Origin of the sequence: Mesorhizobium sp. M4B.F.Ca.ET.058.02.1.1 (assembly GCF_003952505.1) — a bacterium.
Classification (GTDB): Bacteria; Pseudomonadota; Alphaproteobacteria; order Rhizobiales; family Rhizobiaceae; genus Mesorhizobium.
On record NZ_CP034450.1, the window covers coordinates 823,144 to 844,652 of the forward strand.

26 protein-coding genes are annotated in these 21,509 nt (G+C 61.8%); 17 read left to right on the forward strand and 9 right to left on the reverse strand.

The features are described 5' to 3' along the window. Positions 1-418: 418 nt before the first annotated feature. Positions 419-1,021, reverse strand: coding sequence for a hypothetical protein (locus EJ073_RS31960; RefSeq protein WP_245455464.1), 603 nt, complete (start codon positions 1,019-1,021; stop codon positions 419-421). Between the two features lie 49 nt (positions 1,022-1,070). Between EJ073_RS31960 and EJ073_RS04120 the strand changes: the two genes are divergently transcribed. From EJ073_RS04120 to EJ073_RS04165, 10 genes are all read left to right on the forward strand, one after another. After that, positions 1,071-1,895 (forward strand): phage major capsid protein, encoded by an 825-nt coding sequence (locus tag EJ073_RS04120; protein WP_245455465.1) that lies wholly within the window; start codon positions 1,071-1,073, stop codon positions 1,893-1,895. 12 nt (positions 1,896-1,907) lie between these two features. After that, positions 1,908-2,399, forward strand: a complete 492-nt coding sequence (locus EJ073_RS04125; RefSeq protein ID WP_126054573.1) for a hypothetical protein — start codon at positions 1,908-1,910, stop codon at positions 2,397-2,399. A gap of 61 nt (positions 2,400-2,460) precedes the next feature. After that, positions 2,461-2,667: a hypothetical protein gene (locus EJ073_RS04130; RefSeq protein ID WP_126054574.1), complete on the forward strand. Its 207-nt coding sequence runs from the start codon at positions 2,461-2,463 to the stop codon at positions 2,665-2,667. Between the two features lie 39 nt (positions 2,668-2,706). Beyond that, positions 2,707-3,366 carry a hypothetical protein gene (locus EJ073_RS04135; protein ID WP_126054575.1) on the forward strand — a complete coding sequence of 220 codons (660 nt, stop codon included), beginning with the start codon at positions 2,707-2,709 and terminating at the stop codon, positions 3,364-3,366. Beyond that, the gene (locus EJ073_RS04140) at positions 3,366-4,070 is read left to right on the forward strand and encodes a hypothetical protein (protein ID WP_126054576.1); all 705 of its coding nucleotides are present in this window, start codon (positions 3,366-3,368) and stop codon (positions 4,068-4,070) included. Before EJ073_RS04135 ends, EJ073_RS04140 begins: the two co-directional genes overlap by 1 nt. Positions 4,071-4,123: 53 nt before the next feature. Next, complete coding sequence (locus tag EJ073_RS04145; protein ID WP_189347663.1) at positions 4,124-5,917, forward strand: hypothetical protein; 1,794 nt, start codon at positions 4,124-4,126, stop codon at positions 5,915-5,917. Next, entirely contained in the window at positions 5,914-6,375 is a 462-nt protein-coding gene (locus tag EJ073_RS04150; protein WP_126054578.1) for a GNAT family N-acetyltransferase, read from the forward strand. The genes EJ073_RS04145 and EJ073_RS04150 overlap by 4 nt, the downstream gene beginning before the upstream one ends. A gap of 4 nt (positions 6,376-6,379) precedes the next feature. Beyond that, entirely contained in the window at positions 6,380-7,171 is a 792-nt protein-coding gene (locus EJ073_RS04155) for a hypothetical protein (protein ID WP_189347660.1), read from the forward strand. 9 nt (positions 7,172-7,180) lie between these two features. Continuing rightward, on the forward strand, positions 7,181-9,340 hold the full coding sequence (locus tag EJ073_RS04160; protein ID WP_126054579.1) for a phage tail tip lysozyme: 2,160 nt from the start codon (positions 7,181-7,183) through the stop codon (positions 9,338-9,340). Next, positions 9,340-11,460 carry a hypothetical protein gene (locus EJ073_RS04165; protein ID WP_126054580.1) on the forward strand — a complete coding sequence of 707 codons (2,121 nt, stop codon included), beginning with the start codon at positions 9,340-9,342 and terminating at the stop codon, positions 11,458-11,460. The genes EJ073_RS04160 and EJ073_RS04165 overlap by 1 nt, the downstream gene beginning before the upstream one ends. On the opposite strand, the gene EJ073_RS04170 is transcribed toward EJ073_RS04165, so the two are convergent. Continuing rightward, positions 11,395-11,643 carry a hypothetical protein gene (locus EJ073_RS04170; RefSeq protein WP_126054581.1) on the reverse strand — a complete coding sequence of 83 codons (249 nt, stop codon included), beginning with the start codon at positions 11,641-11,643 and terminating at the stop codon, positions 11,395-11,397. The two genes, EJ073_RS04165 and EJ073_RS04170, sit on opposite strands and share 66 nt — an antisense overlap. 133 nt (positions 11,644-11,776) lie before the next feature. On the opposite strand from EJ073_RS04170, the gene EJ073_RS32855 reads away from it, so the two are divergent. Further along, a complete protein-coding gene (locus EJ073_RS32855; RefSeq protein ID WP_126054582.1) occupies positions 11,777-11,902 on the forward strand; it encodes a YHYH domain-containing protein in 126 nt (41 codons plus the stop codon). 67 nt (positions 11,903-11,969) lie between these two features. Here EJ073_RS32855 and EJ073_RS04180 read toward each other — a convergent pair whose 3' ends face one another. After that, entirely contained in the window at positions 11,970-12,344 is a 375-nt protein-coding gene (locus EJ073_RS04180) for a hypothetical protein (RefSeq protein WP_126054583.1), read from the reverse strand. 601 nt (positions 12,345-12,945) lie between these two features. Beyond that, the gene (locus tag EJ073_RS04190; protein ID WP_126054584.1) at positions 12,946-13,248 is read right to left on the reverse strand and encodes a hypothetical protein; all 303 of its coding nucleotides are present in this window, start codon (positions 13,246-13,248) and stop codon (positions 12,946-12,948) included. Between the two features lie 361 nt (positions 13,249-13,609). On the opposite strand from EJ073_RS04190, the gene EJ073_RS04195 reads away from it, so the two are divergent. Then, positions 13,610-13,879 carry a hypothetical protein gene (locus EJ073_RS04195; RefSeq protein ID WP_126054585.1) on the forward strand — a complete coding sequence of 90 codons (270 nt, stop codon included), beginning with the start codon at positions 13,610-13,612 and terminating at the stop codon, positions 13,877-13,879. A gap of 440 nt (positions 13,880-14,319) precedes the next feature. Here the strand turns inward: EJ073_RS04195 and EJ073_RS04200 are convergent, their stop codons facing one another. The 5 genes from EJ073_RS04200 to EJ073_RS04220 all read right to left on the reverse strand — a co-directional run bounded on the left by EJ073_RS04200 (position 14,320) and on the right by EJ073_RS04220 (position 16,682). Further along, positions 14,320-14,532: a hypothetical protein gene (locus tag EJ073_RS04200; protein ID WP_126054586.1), complete on the reverse strand. Its 213-nt coding sequence runs from the start codon at positions 14,530-14,532 to the stop codon at positions 14,320-14,322. A 31-nt stretch (positions 14,533-14,563) separates the two neighbouring features. Next, complete coding sequence (locus EJ073_RS04205; RefSeq protein WP_126054587.1) at positions 14,564-14,788, reverse strand: hypothetical protein; 225 nt, start codon at positions 14,786-14,788, stop codon at positions 14,564-14,566. Between the two features lie 136 nt (positions 14,789-14,924). Beyond that, entirely contained in the window at positions 14,925-15,776 is an 852-nt protein-coding gene (locus EJ073_RS04210; protein WP_126054588.1) for a hypothetical protein, read from the reverse strand. A gap of 118 nt (positions 15,777-15,894) precedes the next feature. Next, positions 15,895-16,386 (reverse strand): hypothetical protein, encoded by a 492-nt coding sequence (locus tag EJ073_RS04215; RefSeq protein WP_126054589.1) that lies wholly within the window; start codon positions 16,384-16,386, stop codon positions 15,895-15,897. Continuing rightward, on the reverse strand, positions 16,383-16,682 hold the full coding sequence (locus EJ073_RS04220) for a helix-turn-helix transcriptional regulator (protein WP_348627232.1): 300 nt from the start codon (positions 16,680-16,682) through the stop codon (positions 16,383-16,385). Before EJ073_RS04220 ends, EJ073_RS04215 begins: the two co-directional genes overlap by 4 nt. 62 nt (positions 16,683-16,744) lie before the next feature. On the opposite strand from EJ073_RS04220, the gene EJ073_RS04225 reads away from it, so the two are divergent. From EJ073_RS04225 to EJ073_RS04245, 5 genes are all read left to right on the forward strand, one after another. Next, positions 16,745-17,437 carry a hypothetical protein gene (locus EJ073_RS04225; protein ID WP_126054590.1) on the forward strand — a complete coding sequence of 231 codons (693 nt, stop codon included), beginning with the start codon at positions 16,745-16,747 and terminating at the stop codon, positions 17,435-17,437. Between the two features lie 2 nt (positions 17,438-17,439). Continuing rightward, positions 17,440-17,889 carry a hypothetical protein gene (locus EJ073_RS04230; RefSeq protein WP_126054591.1) on the forward strand — a complete coding sequence of 150 codons (450 nt, stop codon included), beginning with the start codon at positions 17,440-17,442 and terminating at the stop codon, positions 17,887-17,889. After that, positions 17,889-18,176 carry a hypothetical protein gene (locus tag EJ073_RS04235; RefSeq protein ID WP_126054592.1) on the forward strand — a complete coding sequence of 96 codons (288 nt, stop codon included), beginning with the start codon at positions 17,889-17,891 and terminating at the stop codon, positions 18,174-18,176. The genes EJ073_RS04230 and EJ073_RS04235 overlap by 1 nt, the downstream gene beginning before the upstream one ends. Continuing rightward, positions 18,139-18,570: a hypothetical protein gene (locus EJ073_RS31965; RefSeq protein ID WP_126054593.1), complete on the forward strand. Its 432-nt coding sequence runs from the start codon at positions 18,139-18,141 to the stop codon at positions 18,568-18,570. Before EJ073_RS04235 ends, EJ073_RS31965 begins: the two co-directional genes overlap by 38 nt. 1,642 nt (positions 18,571-20,212) lie before the next feature. After that, positions 20,213-21,457, forward strand: a complete 1,245-nt coding sequence (locus EJ073_RS04245; protein ID WP_126054594.1) for a septal ring lytic transglycosylase RlpA family protein — start codon at positions 20,213-20,215, stop codon at positions 21,455-21,457. The last annotated feature ends 52 nt before the right edge of the window (positions 21,458-21,509 follow it).

A 21,509-nucleotide genomic window follows, 5' to 3' on the forward strand; every position in this document is an offset into this window, starting at 1 on the left:
GAACCTTGGAACGCCATCCGCTGGCGTTCTGACCAACGCCACAGGCCTGCCTCTCTCGACTGGCGTTACCGGGACGCTGGCGGTTGATAATGGCGGGACACCTATCCCGATCTATGCAACGACCGTCACGCTTGCGGCGGCAACAGTGCCGAACACCATAACCGCCGTTCAGGTAGCGGATTTCTCATCCCTCGGGGATAGCGGCGGCCACAGGCGCAAGCGCGTCACTTCACAACCCACTTGGGGCGGCATTCGCTCCACTGATCGCTTCCTGCCGAATGGCTCGGTAGACGCGGCCAATGGCGGCTGGTGGGACGTTGACGAGGCCTATCCCAATGAACTGATGTTCGGAGGCGTGTCCAGCGCCAGCAATGCCGTCCAGACTGCCGCCATTCAGTCGATGCTCGACTATTGCGCTTCAGGATTCGGCGGCAAGAAGGCGACAAATCTTCGCCTGCACACGATCACGACAACGATCAATGTCCCGGCCGGTGTGACGCTCGAATGGGGCGCCGGGTTCACGGCGAATCCTACGTTTGCCTGGTGGACCAAGGCTTTCAACGGGGCGATGATCACCGTTGGTGAAGGCTCCCGGATCATCCGCCCGCAGTTGACCGGCGATGGGGCTAACTTCACCGGTCCCGGCATTTCGATTGCGACGGGGAACAATCAATACATCCATGATCCCTACATCGTGGACATGGCGTCGGCGCCGATCGACTTCCCGACAGGTGGCGTTGGCGTATCGTTCACCTGTTACGGCGGATACCTGAGCAACCACACCAACGGCGGCGATGGCGTCTCTTTCCCGGCAACCGAACTGACGACGACAGGCTATCGTTTCTTCACCAATACGAAGCTCGTCAATTCCATCTACAACCTCAAAAACGGCAACATGACGCAGATTGTCGGCGGCTACAGCGCCGGCATGGATTTTTCTGCGAACACGACTGGCCGCGTCCTTGTCTCTCTGCACCGCTGCGCGACAACGACGCTGACGATCTACGGACGCGAGCATCATATCGCCAACTGTTCGATCGGCGGCGACGTGGGGCGGCACCGAAATCCAGGTGCAGCTCGAATACGCGGAAAACAGCACGTATCAGCGTTACGCCGGCCTCGACACGCTGAACACCAACGGCTCGGACGTCGTCACCTCCGCCAAGTACGATTGGGCGCAGGTCGCGTTGCATGTCGTGTCGAGCGGCAAGGAGCTTCGGCAGAACTCAGGCAAGTTCGCGATGATCAACCTGGTGAAGACCAAGAAGAACAACGCGCTCAAGACGGCTGCCAACAACTTCTCCGTCGACCTCTATTCCGACGGTTCGCTGTCGAACCAGATCGGCGGCCTGGCCAACATCCTGCAGACCAACGGCCAGGGCATCGTCGGCGGTATCGACGCCGCGACGTGGACGTTCTGGCGCAACAAGTTCCGCGAAGCCACCGGCACGAACCTTGCCGCGACGCCGAACGCAGCCAATGCCGCCACCTTCAAGGCCGACATGAACGCGATGTGGCTCACCCTGAACCGCGGCGCCGACAAGCCGGACCTGATCACGTTCAGCCATGACTTCTACTCGCTGTACGAGACCGGCGAGCAGCAGCTTCAGCGGTACATGGACGCCGACATGGCTCAGTCCGGCTTCATCGGCCTGAAGTACAAGACCGCCGACGTGATTTTCGACGACAACACGAATTTCACGACCACGGCCGAGAAGGGCTACTTCCTCAACTCCGACTACCTCTACGTCGACCAGCACAAGGAGGCGCAGTGGACGCAGGACGACGAGAAGAAGCCCGTCAACCAGGATGCGGTTGTCATCCCGTTCTACTGGATGGGCAATCTCGTCTGCTCGAACCGCTCGCTTCAGGGCGTGATCTTCGACGCGGCATAAGGAGCAAGAACGATGACCTCTTTTGTTGGTATCGACGTCACCAAGACGTTCACCGCCGCGCAGCTCACCGGCACGGAATCCGGCAAGGCTCCGAAGATCGGCGACACTTACGAATCGTATGACGGCAAGGTCTATCGCTTCGTGAAGTACAACCAGGGTGCCGGCGCAATCGCCGCCGTCGCCAACAACGTCGTAGGCTTCTACGCTGCCGGTGGCGTCTCTGCCGGCCAATACAACGAAGTCACTTCCGACGTGTCCGACACCGCCGCGAACGGTGCTGGCGTTCTGGCGGGCGCGCCTGGCAACGGCGAGTACGGATGGATCCAGGTCAAAGGCCCGGCCACCGTCACCACCGCGCTCGTCTCGGGCGGCGATGGCAACGCGCTGATCCTCTCGGCCACCACCGACGGCACCCTGAAGGTGGCCGCCGCCGTGACCGACACGGTTTGCGCCTACGCGATCGACGCCTCGGCGAAGATCATCATGTGCGCGTTCCCGTACTGACCGCGCCTCGGGCGGGCTGCAACGGCCCGCCTGCCTTTCCTCTCACGAAGGAGTGCCAGAGATGGCCGACAAGTCTGACAAGAACGAAGCTGCCGAGCCGGTCGCAGTCGATACCCAGGCCGGCATCTTTCCGAAATTCCGCAAGCTTTGGAACGGCGGCGAGCACCGCAACGCGATCAACCTCGCCAACGCCGAAAAGCTGTCTGAAGCCGAGTGGTCAGCGCTGCTCGGAGAGTTTCCCGGCATCGTCGAAGTGATCAACCAGTAGGACGCCGCTGGCGCCCACAACGTTTCAGGAGCCGAACAAATGAGCGAAGCGCAGCCCCTTATCCGGGTGATCGGGTTCAAGCAGAGCTACGAGAAGCTGCCGGTCAAGGGCGACCCGGTGAAGGAGAAGTGCGACCACAAGGGCTACAGGCTCGACGCCAGCGGCCGGCGCATTCTTGAGCTTCAGCCCGAGGACTGGGTGACGTATTCGCCCTCACATTCGCCGCTGAACACGCGCACCACCGAACGCATCCGGCATCTCATCCCCGACCCGTCGCTGATGGGCGAGGACCAGGACGGCGAGAAGCTGCGTTTCATGACGGCCCGCTGGAACCAGATCGAGCCGGCCTATGCCGCATTCAAAAGCGGCCAGGAAATCCCGCTCAACGGGACCGCACTCGCCGCCTGGTCTGGCGTCACGCCCGAACAGGCCGAAGTGCTGCGCACCGCCGGCATTCGCACGGTCGAGGAAGTCCGCGACCTCACCGACGGGCAGCTTGACCGCGTGCGTCTTCCGAACATGCGTGATCTGCGCAAGCAGGCGGCGCTCTTCCTCGAGAACAGTGACGCGGCCAAGGCCGCCGAGCGCGAGGCCGCGAAGGATGCCCAGATCGCCGCACTGATGGAGCGTCAGGAGGCGATGGAAGCCATGATCGAGGATCTGACCAAGCCGAAGGCCAAGGGCAAGGAAGCTGCCTGATGTCCATCCTCGACGTGGTCAAGGGCGCCGCGACAGTGCTCGGCATGGAAGTGCCGACGCTGCTCTATGGCGCGACCGGTCGAGAGATGGTCGAGATGCAGGCACTGGCCAACGTCATGGCGTCCGAAATCGCGGATGCCCATGACTGGCAGAAGCTGCTTGTCCTGAAGACGCTCGCCGGCGACGGCGTGTCAGACGCGTTCGACATGCCTACCGACTTCCGGCGGATGCAGAAGACATCGTCGCTCTGGTCGTCGCGCTGGCAATGGGCAACCGAACACCTCACCAGCCCGGATCAGTGGCTTGAGCTTCAGGTGACGCCAATCGCCACGGTGAACGGCTACTGGATCATTTTCGGCGATCAGTTCCACCAGTGGCCGGTGATGGCGAACACCGAAACCGTCAAATTCTTCTACGTGTCGAACGATCTGGTCATGGCAAGCGACACGTCGAAAAAGACGATGTTCACCGAGGATGCCGACAGCTTCCGGCTTTCCGAGGTACTGCTGAAAAAGGCGATCATCGCCCGCTGGAAGCAGAACAAGGGGCAGGCCTACGAGCAGGATCTGGACGACTACCAGGACCTGCTCCTGCGCCGGATCGACAGCGACGGAGGTTCCAAGCCGGTCGTGTCCGGTCAGCCGCCTCTCAGTTGGCGCGGCCGGCGCGTGGCGTGGCCAGGCACGGTCACAGGTGCAGCGTGAGGTACGAACGCTTCCCCGGTCGCCGGAAAGCCGTTCCGGCCCCTGCGCGCGCCATGGCGCAGCCCTTCACCTTCGGTGCGCCCGTCGCAGGCTGGGTCACCAACCAGAGCCTGGTGAAGTCCAAGCCGTTCTCGGCCCAGACGCTTGAAAACTGGCTTCCGACCTCGACCGGCATCGTGATGCGCGGCGGCTCGGTCAAGCGCGCCACGATCGGCAGCGACCCGGTCGAAAGCTTCATCACCTACAACGCCGGCGGCACCAAGAAGATTTGGGCCTGCGACGAGACCACGGTTCGCGATGTCACGGCGTCCGCCGATGCTGTCACGCCGCCGGCCGCGTCGGTCACCGGCCAGACGTCGGGCTATTACTCCTACGTCAATTTCACGACCTCGGGCGGCTCGTTCGTCGTGGCGGTCAACGGAACCGACTTCCTGCAGCTCTACTCGACGACGTTCGACTGGACGGCGGTCAACGGCCTTGCGACCTATCGCCTGAACTTCGATGCCCAGACCGTCAACTTCATCAACGGCCAGGTCGTGACGGGTGGCACCAGCGGCGCGACGGCGACCGTGGTCAAGAACGTCGACAACGGCTCGACTGGTTCGCTGATGATCCAGTCGATCACCGGGACCTTCGTCGACAACGAGACGATCACCGGCGCTGGCGGCGGCTCGGCCACGGCCAATATCCCAGGCGGCGTCGTTCAGGTGTCGGCCGCCATCACCGGTGTTGCGACAAGCGCGCTGTCTCATGTCTGGCTCTACCGAAACCGCCTGTTCTTCATTCAGGGCGGCACGATGAAGGCCAGCTATCTGCCGGTCGATTCCGTCACTGGCGCGCTCGGCACGCTGAACCTGTCCGGCGTTTTCCAACGCGGCGGTTCGTTGCTGTTCGGCGGAACGTGGTCGCTGGATGCCGGCGACGGCATCGACGACAAGTGCGTGTTCGTCACGACCGAGGGCGAGGCGGCGATTTTCGAAGGCAGCAACCCTGCCGGCGCGACCGCCGCCGAGTGGAACCTTGTCGGCCGCTATGACCTCACCACGCCCATGGGCAAGCGCGCTACGATGCGCGCTGGTGGCGATCTGATCGTGGCGACGAAGGAGGGCATGGTTCCTATCTCGGCCGCGATCAACAAGGACGCCGCCGCGCTGTCCCTTGCCGCGGTCTCACGCAACATCGAGCCGGACTGGAAACATGAAGCGGCCCGGCGCCTCTCGTTACCTTGGGAGGTAATCAAGTGGCCGGACATGAACTATGCCATCGTCTCGCTGCCGATCACGGCCGAGGGGCAGGAGGCCTGGTCGTTCGTCGTCAATCTTGAAACCGGCGCCTGGTGCAAGTTCGTCGGATGGGCGACCCGCTGCATTGAACTGCATGACAGCCGCCTGTTCTTCGGGACCAATGACGGCAAGGTCTTCGAAGGCGAGATCAACGGCAACGATGACAGCGGGCCGATCTATTACACCTATGTCGGCAATCCCGATCACTTGAAGACGCTTGGCCGGCTGAAGACCGTCCACCAGGCGCGCCCGACGTTCCTCGCCTCGACCCCGTTCAATCCGAAGATTTCGTTCTCGGTCAACTACACGGTGACCCTGCCGACGGCGCCGGACGCGGCCGATGGTGGCACGGCTGACCTGTGGGATTCCGGCCTGTGGGATGTCGCCCTTTGGGACCAGGCCGCGCCGGTGGCGACTGTCAGCGGTGGGCAATGGATCTCGATCGGCAAGACCGGATACGTGCTGCAGCCGCAGGTGCAGGTGACCGGCTTTCTCAACCGCCGCCCTGATGTCGAGTTCGTGCAGCTCGACGTGACCTTTGAAAATGGCGGGGTGGTCGTATGAGCTACGACATCGCCATTGAGAACTTCAACGAGGCATGGCCGGAGCTCGAACCGCTTTGCCGCCGGCACTACGGCGAGATGCAGGCGCGCATGGCGGCCGAGGGCATGACGATCGGCGACTTCAAGCCGCGCCTCAACGTCTACGGCACCGCCAGTCACCTGCTTTGCTTCGTGGTCAGGATCGAGGGCGAGGCCGTCGGCTATGCCTTCATCTGGCTCACGCAGGACATGCACAACAGCGAACCCATCGCCATGGAGGACACGATCTATATGAGGCCGGATCACCGGAACGGCATCGGACGCCGTTTCACCAAACAGATCCTGGCCGAACTCAAAGCGCGCGGCTGCGTCAGGGCGCACGTGACCATCGCCACCGATCTGCGTGTTGCCAAGATGTGCGAGCGCGTGGGCTTCAAGCGGTCGGCAATCGCAATGACGTATTTCCTCCAGGAGGCCTGACAAGATGTGCGCGCCCGATCCTCCCGCCCCGCCGGATCCCAAAGAGACCTCTGCCGCGTCGACCTCGACGAACGTCGGCACGGCGGTCGCCAACGCGAACCTTGGCAACGTCAACCAGGTCACGCCCGACGGCAATCTCACCTATAGCCAGTCCGGCACCTACAAGTGGAACGACCCCTATACGGGAAAGTCCTACGACATCCCGACCTACACGGCGACGCAGACGCTTTCGCAGACCGGGCAGGCGATCAAGGATCAAACCGACCAGGCCAAGCTCAACCTCGGCGAGCTGGCCGCTGGTCAGTCGTCGTTCCTGAAAGACTGGTTGTCGAAGCCGGTCGACCTGTCGAACGATGCGACAGAGGCCCGCTTGATGGACCTCGGCATGAAGCGGCTTCAGCCGGCGCTGGACGCCCGTCGGGCGGCGAATGAGGCCGACCTGATCAACCGCGGCATTCGTCCAGGCTCCGACAACTACGCGCAAGCGCAAAACATCCAGAACCAGGGCGAGAACGACGCCTATGACCAGCTCCTGCTCACCGGTCGCGGGCAGGCGGTGCAGGAGGCGTTGGCGCAGAACTCGGCACCCATCAACAACCTGACCGCGCTGCTGTCCGGGTCGCAGGTGAGCCAGCCGAATTTCGTCAACGCGAACATGCCGACGATCCCGACAACCGACGTCGCCGGCCTGATCAACACCAACTACAACCAGAAGCTCCAGAACTGGCAGCAAAGCCAGGCGAACACCCAGAACCTTCTGGGCGGCCTGTTCTCTCTCGGCGCGTCGTTCATCTAGGAGGGGATCATGGGTTTCATCTTCGGCCCCGGCCAGCAGTACCAGACGCCCGAGGAACTGGCGAAGGCTCGCGCCGTTGCCGAGGCCCTGCTCAACCAGCAGCCGATCGCGCACAATGTCGGCGAAGGCCTTGCCGTGGTCGGACAGGCGATCAGGGGCAGGCGTGATCTGAACCGCATCATCAAGGCCCAAGGCGACATGCGGGCGGGCGGCGATAGCGTCTTCTCAGCGCTTTTCGGTGGTGGTGCCCCGGCCGCAACGTCGACTACGGCGCCGAGCGGCGGCGGAAACAATGTGGTTGCCTCGGCTCTTGGCGGCGGCTCGATGGGTAGCGCTCCGGACCTTTCCGGCAATGACGTCTACAACGGCTTCATGGACACGGTGAAAAGCAAGGTCACCAATCCTTACGGTCTCGCTGCCGTCGCCGCGACCGCCAACGCCGAAAGCCGCTTCAGTCCGAAGAACGCTTTCGGCTCCTGGGCGGACCCGAGCGAAAGCGGCCAGGCCGGCACCGCTGGCGGCATCCTGTCGTGGCGCGGCCCGCGCTTTGCGGCGATGCGGACCTTTGCCGGCAGCAACGGCGGCGATGCAAACGCTCCGTCGCCGCAGCTTCAGGCGCAATATTTCCTGCAGGAAGACCCCGGTCTGGTCGACGCGCTGAACGCGGCCAAGTCGCCGGAAGAGGCGCAGCGCCTGATGAACAACGCCTGGAAATTCGCCGGCTACAACCGCCCCGGCGGCGAGGCCGCGCGCCGTATTTCCATGGCCAATTCCTTCGCATCGCGGTTCGCCGACGCCGCCCCGGTACAGGTGGCGAGCCTTGAACCGGGCGCGGGCGTGTCGGCGGCGCTGAACAAGCGACCATTGCCGCAGGAGAGCCCGGCGACGGTCGCGCAGACCGTGCAGTCGCCGCGAGCGGCAGAGCCGCCTCCGGTGGCTACGAAGCCCGCAGCGGCGACGCAGACGGTCGTGCAGGCCAATCCAGCCTCCGGCGGCCCGAGCGTCCAACAGCTTCTGCAGGCCTCGCAGGATCCTCGCCTATCCGAGCAACAGCGCGGCGTCGTCAACCTGATGCTGAAGCGGAAGCTCGACGAGGCCAACCCGGCCAATCAGCTCGAACTGGAAAAGAACCGGCTGGAAGTGGAGAAGCTGCGCAACCCGCAGATCGAACCGGGCGAAAAGGCGCGCCTCGACTTCGATCGGGAGAAGTTCGCCGCCGAGCAGAACAAGCCGATCGAGGTGGGTGGCGTCCTGGTCGATCCCAAGACGCACGAGCCCGTTTACAGCGGCCAGCAGACCGATTGGGAAAAGCTCGACGAGCGCACGCTGTACAACAAGCGCACCGGCGAGACGCGGGCTGTCAGCATCGGCGGGGCGAACGCCGGACAATTCCGGTTCACGGGCAACTCCGTCGAGGCTCAGGCGCTCAACGGCCTGATGGACGGTGGCGGCCTCACGGTCGAGCAGGCGCAGCAGCTCGCCGCCGGCAAGACGATCAGCGGCCCGAATGGCGAATTGCTATTCCTGACGCCGCAGGGCGTGTTCGGCCAAGCTTCCGCAGGTGGCCCGGCCATGCCTGTGACGCCCAAGGCGGCACCGGCTCCCGCACCGGCACCGGAAGCTCCGGCCGCGCCAGGGAGCCAGGCGCCGACGAGCCCGCGCGCGGCCAATCCGCCACCGAGCGAGAACGCCGGTATCCTGCCGCTCACCGGCGCAAAGCAGAAGCCGCTGAACGAGCAGCAGCAGCGCGACAACAAGCTGTATTCGGTCGTCGCACCCGAGCTTCAGATCGTCGAAAAGAACTTCTCGGCCCTGTCCAATCCGTCGGATCAGGCCCTGTCGGCAATTCCGCGCGGCTCCGACTTTGGCGCCGAGTACCTGAAATCGCCTGAGTATCAGCGCGCATCGAACTCGCTACGCACCATCATCGCGTCCTACCTCTACAGCGTGTCCGGTGCCACGGCAGCGCCGGCCGAGGTCGAGAACCAGGCTGCCATCCTGACGCCCAAGCCAGGCGAGGCGAAAGCATCCCTCGACGACAAGCTGGCGCGCATCCGGCAGATGGTCGACGCGATCAAGAGCGGAGGCGGTTCCACCGCGCCGGCCGGCAACGCAGGCACCGGTAGCGGCACGACCAGCAACGGCTTGAAGTGGAGCATTGAACCCTGATGCCTACGCTCAACATCCAAGGCCGCAAGGTACAGGTCGACGACGCGTTTCTGTCGATGACGCCGGAGCAGCAGAACGCGGCGGTCGAAGAGATTGCCAAATCTCTGCCGTCACCAAACGCTGATGTAGCCGCCGCCGACGCCCGCGCGAAAGCCGGCATGGCCGCTGCTCAGAAGATCATGGATGCTGGCGGCCCGGAACCGGGGAGCGGTCACGACGCGCCCGGCATTGCTTCTCCTCGAGCCATGGGCGCATCGGGAACGTTCCTCAATGCGATCGGCGAAGGCATTCCAATTGCCGGTCCATATGTGGACAAGGCCCTGACGGCCACGGCGGCGGGCATCGGCTCGCTGCTGACCGGGGAGCCTGCTTCCAAGGTCAACCAGGAGATGACCGACATCCAGCAAGAAAGCCGTGCCGCGCACCCGATCGCGCGCACCGCCGGCAATGTGACGGGCGCCGTGGCCGGCACGCTCCCGGCGATGGCCGCGGCGCCTGAGATGTTCGGCATCGGCGTTGCGTCGACCCCGTTGCGGTTGCTGGCCAGCACTGGGTCTGGCGCAGCCGTCAACGGTGCGGATGCTGCTGTTCGCTCGGGTGGCGACACTCGATCGACCTTGGTGGGTGGCGGCATGGGAGCTCTGACGGGCTTGGCCGCGCCGATCGTAGCGCCGTTGATCGGTCGTGGCGTCAAGGCAGTTGCCGACAAGGTTCAGCTTAGCGCCATTGCCAAGGCGCTTGGTTTAGACAAGAGCGCCACCAAGTTACTGGCGAGCGCTGTTCGGCAGGATGCCGTAGAGCCCGGCGCGCTATCGCAGCTTGGCGATGACGCCATGTTGATGGATCTCGGCCCAAACCTGCGTCACACGGCCGGCGCCATCGCGGCAACGCCTGGAGAAGGCAAGGCCATCGTGCGCGGCGCGATTGGTGCGCGCGATGCCGACGCCAACTGGCGCATCCGGTCCAGCCTCAACGAGACGCTTGGCGAGGCTCCTACGCCGTCGCGCATCATCGACCGCGCGACCCGCAACCAGCAGTATCTTCAGCCCGAATATCGGGAAGCCTTGCGGGAGGCTTCACCAGTCGATTCCGCGCCGATAGCTCGCTATCTCGACGCGGAGGCCCAGACGCTTCGCGGCGAGGCGCAGAAGGGCGTTCAGCGCGTTCGGAACATGCTGAACTATGCGCCGACGCCCGACGAAATAGCTCGCGCTCGCGCAAGTGGCCAACCACTGCCGGAGCCGGGGCTGATCAGCGACGCCGGGACGCTGCTGAACGCTCGACACGCCGTCGATGACCTGCTGGAAACCACACAGGGTAGCAATGCCCTGAACGCCCTTCAGACCGCCCGTCAAGCGATCGATGACGAGCTTCGCGCCACGGTGCCCGGTATAAAGGAAGTGGATGCCAAGTACGCCGAGCTGGCTCGCCAGAAAGATGCCGTTCAGCGCGGCCAGACGGTGCTTTCCAGCGGTCGGGAGGCCCCGCGGCCCAACGAGCTCGCCGAGGAAGTCAGGCGAGGCGCGCTGCCGCAGGGCGTGCAGGTCGGCCCGTCGGCCGTGCCGCTGCGGTTGCGTGAGGGAGCCCGCGCCGAGATTGAGCGCATTGTAGGAACCAACGCAAATGATCGCGTCGCTCTTCAGCGTCTGATCAAGGGTGAAGGTGACTGGAACCGCGCTCGCCTATCGACCTTGTTCGGCTCCGACCGGGCAAAGGCGATTATCGATCTGCTCGACCGCGAAAAGCTCTTTGCCGACACGTCGAACATCGTCACGCGCAATTCCGAGACGGCGGCACGCATTGCAGCCAGGGACGCCATCGACGGCAGTGGCAGTTCGGGGTTCGGCGTGCGCGAGGGCTTCATTGCCGGCGGTACACGCGGCGCGGCTCGTGCGGCAGGTACACGAGCTGTAGAAAGCGTCATCGACGCTCTGCGCAATGGCGGGAACGACAAGGCAATTGCCGATATGGCGCGCGGCCTAACAGGCGGCCCGCAACAGAGCGCCGTGCTGGATGCGTTGATGAGGGTTGGCCAGGGATCTAGGCTTCAGCAGTCACAAGTCGATCGTGTGGCGCGCGCGCTGCTGCTCGGCGGAGGGAATGTCGCCAGCCGCCCGTGAGCGGCGCTCCTTCCAATCTTCATAGATCCAGACGAGCAAGACCAAGAACATGCCGAAGAGCATGCCGACGATGAAGTCATTTGACATATGGCTTAGAAACCAGCCGGAACCTTGGTGGATCACGGCTAGGACGGCGATGGCGATCACCGCTGCAATGAGCTGAAGGACGGTGGTGCGCGACATAGGTGCGGAACATAATGCGAAACCGGCATCAGGAAAAGGGAGGGGTGATAGCAAGCTACTACCGCAACGGCACGTTGCAACTTGTTTCGATTCCTGATTACCTCAGCGCGTTGTTTCTAAGCGGGGGTACGAAATGAGATCAATACTTGCTTGCTTGGCTATTCTGGCCTTTGCGGTCACGGCCCATGCACATAGTGGTGGCACCGATTCCAACGGGTGCCACACCAATCACAAGACCGGTCAATATCACTGCCACTAACCATCAGCCCGCGTCATTGGTCCTTCCGTGGCGCGGGCTTTTCTGCTCCCTCGATCAGTCTCGCCGCCTATCGGCGCGCCTTCCGCCAGCCAGCCGCTCGTGCCTCGGCCTCGCTGCAGAACCACCGCTCGCCGTACTGCGGGCTGATCTTCGTCTCCCAATAATGCTCCTGGCCGGGAACATGGTAGATCCGCTCACCGGTGTTGATCGAGATATTGCCCTTGATGTCGCAGTCGCCCGTGGTGCTGTTGAGCAGCCCGGCGGGAAGGAGCCGGGCAACCTTTTCGAGGCTGCTCGGGCTTGCAGTGAAAAAGACAGCCAGCGGAACCATCACCAACGGGAAGAGATATCGCAGGGGCCACAAACGCCGTCGTCGGTGCCGGAGGCCCTTACGCCAACGGTCAGCTTGGTTCGCGCCTTGATGACTGTGGACTTTGCCCACGCCCCTTCTCCCCGAGCGGAGAATGCTTTCTTTCAGTGCTTGAGTCCAGACCGGAACATTAGAGTAGAGTTCTCTAACGGTTCTATCTCGGTTGAGGCTGCTAGATTAGCTTCCGCTAAAATGCTATTGCGAGCGCGAGGGCTATTTCGTGAGATATTCGCAAAGGCATTTTGGATTGGTGTGGCTGCTCCTGGCCGGCGATGCCGAGGCCCACGACTGGTATACCGGCAAGTTTGATCCCGTTCTGCATCACGTTTGCTGCGGCAACAAAGATTGTCACCCAATAGACTCCGGCGACGTCAGGGTGACCAAAGACGGCTACTACGTCAGGCCGCCGAGCTCCGCCTACTTGAATGGATATCAGGAAGCGGAGTGGTTTATCCCAAGAGAGCGTGTCCAGTCCTCACCAGATGATAGTTACCACATGTGCGAGCGTCTGATGACGTTCCATCGGACGGTCATTCCTCATACGCAATTCGAAACCTACCAGAGATACACTTGGACGTGCTTCTTCGCGCCAAAGGGCACAAGCTCGATCGCGCCCTAGGAACGGCCAGCGCTGTTCCTGAAACTCAGGGAACGCGCAGACGAATTAGGTAGCCTAATCGACCAGAGGCTTCGTCCGCTTCGGCGCTACATGGCTGGTGACGATCCGCACGGCACTGCGTTTGACCGTGATGCCTAGATCCTTGCCGCCAACCGTCACCGTTTCCTCGTCGACGCGCAGGACTTCGCCTATCAGATCGATCTTCTGCCCGCTGCTTATGTTCGGTGTCGTGTCCACGATGCTGTGAGGCTGGTTATAGCTCGGGATCAATACGCTGATCCGATCCTCTGTAACGCGCTTGCGCACCGTTGCGGTGATCGCGACCTCGTCGCCGACTTTGATGGTGCCCTTCGCCATGGGAATGAGTCTGGCGCGGCCGGCGGCTTAGTCAAGCAGTTGCTAATATTTACGAACGGACACGGAACGGTCGGTCGCTATTCCGGTTTTAGATGGCAGCGGTCATGTCCGCTTCTGGGTGGAGAGCCCGTCGCACATTCTCTCCGGCGACGGGCTTTCCTTGATTAGGCCATCTGACAGTTTACAGTGCCCATGCCCCGGAACCCAACTGGTCTCTTGGGACACGGCCCGGCCCGCGAAATCCTGTGTCACCTAGATTAGCGAGCCGGGCTGTGGGGTGTTCCAAAATTGCTATTGGCAGTCTGCCGGCGATGAGGAATATAATCCTCCCCGGTGCGGCGACCCGTTCACGAGGATCGCCATGACTATGAAATTCCCCTTCGTTGAAGACACGCTCGGCAAGAAGCTGGAGGCCGGCACCGGCATGTTTGTCGACTGCCTGACTTGCAAGCGACACGTCGTGCTGGACGTTGCCGCGTTGGTGCAGCGTCTCGGCCCTGATCAGCCCTGCCTGCATTGGGATCTGGTGAAGGTAATCTATTGCGCCGGTTGCCGGGCAGCGGGCCGCGACGATCGGAACCTGCAGTTCACCAATCGCGCAAAGACGCCCGATCAGCGTGCCAGGAGGTAGAGGCAAAGGCCGGCCATCACCAAGCTTGCCGCCATGCCAATCATATCCCGCTGCCGGTAGCGCCAGACCGCGCTGGCGAGCATCAGGGCGGCGATTGCGGCGATGTAGATCGGGACAAACATCAGTCGGGTAGTGGACAGCGGAATAGCATCGCGCCCGTTGGCGATCGGATCTCCAATGCCCAGCGTCCTTCAGGGAACGAGATGTGCTGCTTCAGCAGGCTAACCAGAATGCCGAAGCAGGTCGTCTTAGCTTCTTTCTTTGGGATGTTTAGGGCGACATAAACTCGTCGCTTTGCCGTGGAAAACGTGCAGGGGCCGCCGGCCTGAGCCGACGCAGCGCAAATAAGCGCAGCGTTGCTTCCACTGCTGGCCAAGACCTCAGAAGGCAGCATCACCAACATAGCAATTGCGGCGGCCACCAAGGCTCGCATTTTTTCCCTATTCGTCGCCAAAGAATTCCATCACGACACCTAAGTCGCGCCGCCCTGTCCGTGAGCTTTTATGCCAGAGAATTCCCCAAAGCCCGGTTTCTTCAAGATCCTCGGTGGCTCGTACGCGCGCCCCATCGTCTGGAAACTGCTTTTTCAAAAGCGCGCTAACCGCTTCAACTCCGCCTTGCCGATAAGCCTGCACATAGATGTCATCTGCCATGGTTCGCCCGCCACAATTTGTCTTGTAACGACTAACGGATCTTCCGGATTAGTTCGTCGCTTATGACGATCCGGAATGTGTTGTCGTCGATCACGTTCACAGCCCTCCCGTCGGATAGAAACGCTTCCTTCATGGTCGGCACATCCTGCGCCGGGCCGCTTAACGGCTGAAAACGACGATAATTCTGATAGAATACCACCTCGTATTCGCGGCCACTGTCTCCGCGGCAAAGGTGACGCTCGATTTCTTTGCGCATTACTCTCTCCCCCAAACGCGAAGGTACATTTGCGCAACTGCGGAGCCTGCGCAAGTCGAGCTTGGCAGTTGATCAAGTCGGTACATGTGATCTAGACCTGCCTCCCGGTGGAGGAGGCAGGCTATAGTGCATCACCTTAGGCCGCCATCCGCAGATGGAGCCGGCGCTTCTTCGTCTTACGGAACCAGACCACAGCCAGCGCCTTCCAAAACGGCCAGCGGTGGGCATGGCTCATCACCTTTGCGTCGTCCTCTGCCGTTAGGAACATGTCGCTGATAGCTGTGGTGAGATCCTGAGGCTCGAACTTTTGGCAATAGTCCTTGTTCGTCATCAGGTATTCTGCAGCTCGAATATGGTGGCCGGTGATCGGTGCCAGATCTGCATTCGCCAACACTTCTAGGATTCGGCGGGCGCCCATTGCAGTCTGCCGAGCAACAAGATTGCTCACCGTGGTAACCGCGATTGTCTCGCGAGCCCGATAGCGGCCGTTTCCGGCTGGCCCCTTCAAAACGGTGACGCCAGCGCGCTGGCACACTTGCTCGACCGTGACGGCATCTTCATCTTGGGCAATGACTGCCGCTTGATGCAGTTGCAGAGGCGTCACGGCAAGTCTGTCAGTGTTTTGACCAACGAATGCCGCCGCCTGCGATGAGGTCTCCGGCGCGTCCACGATCATCACTGGGATGCGTTCGACGTTCGGATTGCTCGCCGCGGCGATAGCTGTGTGCTGCCCATCCAGAACCATCAACACGGTCCTGTTCTTGTGGCGACCGTATGCACATATCGGCGGCTTGAACCTCGTCCAGCAGAAGCGCTGTATCATTCTTCTGATCTGACGCTGCCCCTTTTCGCCGATCGACCGCTGATACGATCCGTCCACAAACAGGGTTTGAGGGTCCACGAGCTCGCACTTAGGCAACTCGGTCAATGGGACGCCGGGCTTGAGACCCGAGATGTCGATTGGGGATATGGGGCGAATGTCGGTCATGAATTCCTCCTCGGGTGCGACGGAGGAAAGGAAGAGCGTAAGGCCACCCTAGTCTAGGAAGCTGTCTGCTCTACTCACGCTATCCCTGTTTTTTGTGCCCGCTATTCACTGCCCAATGCTAGATGACGCTTACCGCGCGCACGGCGGCGGCAAAGAACAATGTGAGCGAAGCGATTGCGACCAACGGCGTGAGGTAGAGCGTTAAGTTTACGACTACACTCTTCCATCCCTTCTTTACGGGCTCCTTGCCGTGCCGAATGTCACGAAGGTAGTCATTGTATAGGTTGGCGGCGAAGGAAAAATTTACATAGGCCAAGCCACCTGCGGCTAGGGTCGTGGCCACCCCGTAAATCAGCAACGGACCACACGCCTGGTACAGCCTTGCTGTGGCTGATCCCGCTTGGGAAATTGCCAGCAGAGATCCCGCGTGGACAGTTAATAGAGACGACAGCACCCATTTCCCATACTGAAACTGACGCTCCAAAACTGCTAGCAGCAGCTCCTTTTGGGTCTGGTATCGAGTTTCGAAGGGTATGATGGACGGCCTAGGCTTGACGGCATTGGATGCTTGCTTGGCGGAGTCGCGACGGCGAGGGGTTTTGTCCGTCATGATTTTTTGGCCAACCTTACGCCTGGGCTGCCGTGGTTCAGGAACTCGATGCCGGCCTCTTCGAGAGCCCGCTGGACGGATTGAACATTCTGAGCCCGACCGGCGATGGGGGCCGCTCCGGCCGCCTCCATGCTCCGTATCGTGTTCACATGTACGCCTGCCGCGTTCGCCGCTTCTTGTTGCTCCATCCCCACGAGCGCCCGTGCGGCTTTTAGTTGGTTGCCGGTAGTCAGCATTGATATCCCTCTCTTGCCGAAAATGTGTACCACACACAGAAACAAGTTGACAACAGCCATTTCCCGTTTACGTTAATGATACACAGCTTATCGTGTATGAAACACAAAACGGGAGAAGTGCAATGCCGAACACCTGTGTTCGGGCAGCCGCCGAAGGTTTGCCCGCAATCAACCGCCGCAAGGCGCTCGCCTTCCTGACCGGTGGCATAGCTGCTGCCGCTGTGACGCTGCCGGCCGTTGTCGCTAATGGGGCGCCGGCTGCCTCAACCGTTCAAGACGTTCTGTCAGCCTGCCATGCGGCGGAAAATCGCCTTGGCACCTGCGAGACTCGCGAGGCCTCGATCGCCGAGGCTCTCGGGGATGCGTTGTTCCCTGAGTGGAAGACGCCCGGTGGCGTAGCTTCCCGCTGGTCGCACGTCCCAATGACCTTCCGCACCTCCAAAGCACTAGAAGCCGAAATCGAGAGAAGGCGGGAGCTGATCGAAAAGTCTTTTGGAGGCGGTCTCATGAACCGGCCGGCCTATGAGCGGTGGATGGGCGACATCGAGGCGCAAGGCAAGGAGGGGTTGGCGTGGCTCCGAGAGCGGGAAGCCGTTATCGACGCCAGCGGCTATCACGACGCGTCTGACCAGACCGACGAAGCCTTCACCGAGGCCCGCGCTGCCTTCCAGGCAGTGATGGAACTTCGGTGCGAGACCATCGAGGAGGTTCGCGCCAAGGCTGCCTGCATTATCCGCGTCTACAAGCGCTTGGGTGTGACCATAGACGGTGACGACCTCGTCGCCTGCATGTCGTCGCTCTGCGAGGAGGACTGACCATGGGTGAGGTAGTTCAATTCCGCCCTCGGCCGGCGCCGGACGTCAAGGACGAACTCGCCGAACTCGTCGCCTGGATCAAGCCCGCCAGCGACTGGTGGACCGGCCGTATGCAGATCGAGCTGGCTCGCCATGCTTACTTTGCGGCGGACTATCGCCGCCTTCTGGCAGGTAGGCAGTACGGCAAGGAACACGCCACCTATATCGAGGCGCGGGAGCTAGCGGAAACGACGCAGCTCCTGTGGCGGACAGAATGCCTAAAACAGATTTTCATCCCTGCTGAAGCGGTCCGCCATCTCCGCTGGAAACAGGACTGGCTGCGGCGGCATGGGGGCGGCACTCCCGAAACCGCGCTGGCAATTGCCCGCGATGATGCGGCACTGGTCGATCGCATCGAACTCCACAAGCGCCAACAGGCGGGCCGCAAGGCCAACCGCGCGACGGTGCTGTGATGGCCGCGCGCGCGATGCCTTCGGACTTCCTTCCCCTGACCGCTGCGCGGCGACTTCGGATCGAGCGCACCGTTGAAGCACTGCTCGCCATACTGGACGACGCAGACGGCGACCCGGATATGGAACCCAACGGCGACAGGGAAGGGGAGAGCAGCGACTATGAGCCGTCCCTTGGCTGGACGCTGGCGACGAACCAGACCCTGGCCTTGGAGGGCGGGGCAAATCCATTCTTCCTTGATGGGGAGTTCGATGCTGGCGATTCGCCCGAGCAGCCTGACCACTACTGATGAATGGACAACTTGGCCACACCAGACCGCTGCATCACGGCGGAGGGCTTTTCCATTGTGGACAACGCCAAGCAGCAAGCAGGGCCTTATAGACGAGCAAGGCCGCCGGATTTTGTCTCTCTTCCGGGTGATCCACCAAGTATTTGCACACGACATCGCCGGCTTGTTGGCCAGTGACACCCTGGGGGACGCAAATGAACTGCCGCTGCACGAATGTTTGGCCAGACAAGTCGACGCCGCCCAAGTTCAGGTCGTTCAAATCGGCTACGCCCATTATATAACCCCGCGCGAAGGGTACCGATCCCGTACAAAAATCATGCAGGTCGTTTCCGCTGAGAAAATTGGCTTGTGCCGTAATGGTGGAGCACATCAAGAGTGCTGCTGCCCAACGTGATCTACGTCGCATCGCCCCTCCCATGTCGCGCGCTTGTCGCGCGGACTCACCGATAGTTGCAGGAAATTCCCTGCCACGCGAGCCAGAACAGCGGGTGAACGAGTTGCTACGCTTTTTGCAACGCTACGCTACGTCATTGGTAGGGACGGAATAGCACAAACAGACCAATCGACGGCGCCAAAGCCTTGACAGACAACGACTCGTCGGTACGAAGCGGCAAGGGCAGGGACGCCAGTGAGCGAATTTCAAGACCGGTGCCTTAAACCGCTCGGCCATCCCTCCATCGTGATCTTTCAATCACTTTGGTGCCTGTGTTGACCTTCGGATCCTGCTGTTGGCATCATCCGCACCGCACCGCACCGCACCGCACCGCACTGCTCTAGTGCGTGGCGCGAAGACCTGTCAACCGCGCCGGCCTGTACATTTGCCGAAACGCAAGCTTTCGCCGTTCGTCCCTTGCCCCCAAGAACCAGGATGCGTCATTCGGCGGTTGAGTCCAGACGTCAGGGATCGCCAAATCGGACAGGGGTTTTGGGAGCGCCGGCGATTCCCTAAAAGTCTAGCGATCGGGAGAGCACGTTAGAAAGTACGTGTGGTAACAGTTAATTCAACCATCGCTGGTATCAAAAGAGAGGGTGGCGGCTCCGACCGGCGTTGGGGGTGGGTAGCCGGAGCCGCCTGCGCAGCCAGGGGTAGTTGGTTGACCGCGCTGTCTCAGAATAGGACAGCGCGGTCTACGAACGGTTAATACGTCGCAGATTTCTAAATCAGCACTGGCTAATGGAACGGAAGCGCCTTCCGCTATTTGAATCGAGTTCAAATTTTGCGTGAGGGGTTCCGATGCGCCTGCTGCCGCAGGTTGCGGGCTGTTCATTTGGCGCCGGCTATTCAAGACCGCTGATAACAGGCGGGAAAGCTTTCACCACGTTTCAAGACCGTGGCCTTAAACTGCTCGGCCATCCCTCTATCGTGCCAATCACTGGGGTGTCTATGTTTTTTGGCGCGCCAGACGCGGGAGGTCATTTCCACCGCACTTCCCTAGTGCGTGGCGCCAAGACCTGCCACCCGCGTCGGATCGTCGCTCGATATATTTGCCGAAATGCAACAGTATCCCGCCAAATCGGCCCAGCCTGATTGACAATGTGGCACACGCCCGACCAATCTGTGGCGTAGTGGATCTTTCGGGGTAAAGGGAATCATGAAGAAGATTTACGAAAAGCCGATTTTGACCAAGCGCGAGAGGCTGTCGCACGTTACGGCGCAGGTGGCTCCGTCTTCCCAGCAACCGCCGGCCTGACGAGCGCGTTGGCGCCAAGCACCTTCTGGACTGTGGGCCGGTCTGAGAGCCTTCGAGGCGCCGGGACTACGCCGGCGCCATAGTTTTGTTCCGCCTTTGCTGCGATGGCAGCGGTCAACTGGCCAATCAAGTCGCTGGCATTGCCTCGCTCGGCGTTCACGGCCACGCCGGTACAGGCCTTGCCACAATCTCGCCGCCTTCCGACCACAATCGGTTAATACCGTGATAAGCAATTCCTGCGCACAAGGGGATTGGGGATCCGGGTGTCGCTGGCAAAGTGTCGGGCAGGTGCTTTGGCTCCGCTGACGTTCAGCTGGTGGCGAGACTGTAGGGGACATCATAACAATGCAGATTTCGGCGCGCCCGCGTCTACGTCGCGCTCCAGCTCTTGCACTGTGCGCCATATCGGCGGTGCTGCTTGCCGCCTGCACCTCGACGCCGCAGCCGAAGGCGATGATCGACAAGAGGCCGCGCTCGAAGGAGTATTTCGCCGAAACCGAATATGGCGTGAAGGCAAGCCCGCGCGTTGCCTTCATGCGGCGCGGCGGCGGCCGCGACCAACTCGGCAAGCCCTACCAGGTGCGCGGCAAATGGTATTATCCCAAGGAAGACAAGCGCTACCGCAAGGTCGGCCTGGCATCCTGGTATGGCGATGCCTTCCACGGCCGGCTGACTGCCAACGGCGAAGTCTATGACACGATGCAACTTACGGCGGCGCATCCGACGATGCCGCTGCCGAGCTACGCCCGCGTCACCAACCTCGAAACCGGCAGTTCGGTCATCGTGCGCGTCAACGACCGCGGCCCATACCATGAAGGCCGCATCATCGACGTTTCGGAGCGAGCCGCGCAAATGCTCGACTATGACAAGGTCGGCACGGCCAAGGTGAAGGTCGAATATGTCGGGCGAGCGCCGCTCGACGGCGATGACGACCAGTATCTGATTGCCTCATACCATCCTGGCAATAACCGGCCGGATCCGTCGGACGGCTTACCGACCGGCGTGATGGTGGCCATGAACGGCCCGATGCCGAGCCTGTCGGTCGACGCGCCTGCCGCCGCCGTGCCGTTCCCGGGGCAATTGACCAATTCCGGGGATGCCCCTGCCGCCCAGCCCGCCCTGTCGGATCAGCCGGCGACGTCGGCGCAGGGCGCCAGCGATGTCATACTGCCAGATTTTGGACCGATCGTGCCGGAGCGGCCGGAGATCAATTTGCCGCCGAATTCGCCCTTCGCCATGGCCTCGCTCTCCTATGCCGACGAGCGCGTCGGACGCGCCGACGTCTTCGCCGCCTTCGACGGTGCGGGCATGTCGCCCTCGGACATTCTGCAATCGTGGAAGAGATCCAATTCGACATCGCCGGCCGCCGCCGACTATGTCGCCGCCGGCTCCTTCGATGATGCGGCCGAGGCAAAACGCGTGGCGGCGGCGCTCAAGCCTTTCGGCAGGACCGAAATCCAGCGCACCGAGCTCGATGGCAACGACTGGTATGCGGTCAACGTCTATCCGGACGGCCATGGCAGCGTCGATGACGTGCTGAAGGCGGCCTGGTCGCACGGCGCGCCGGACGCGCTTGTCGTGCGCGACTGATCTATTTCGATCGCACGGTTGATCCGCCGGAAAAAAGCCTGATAGCTTTGCC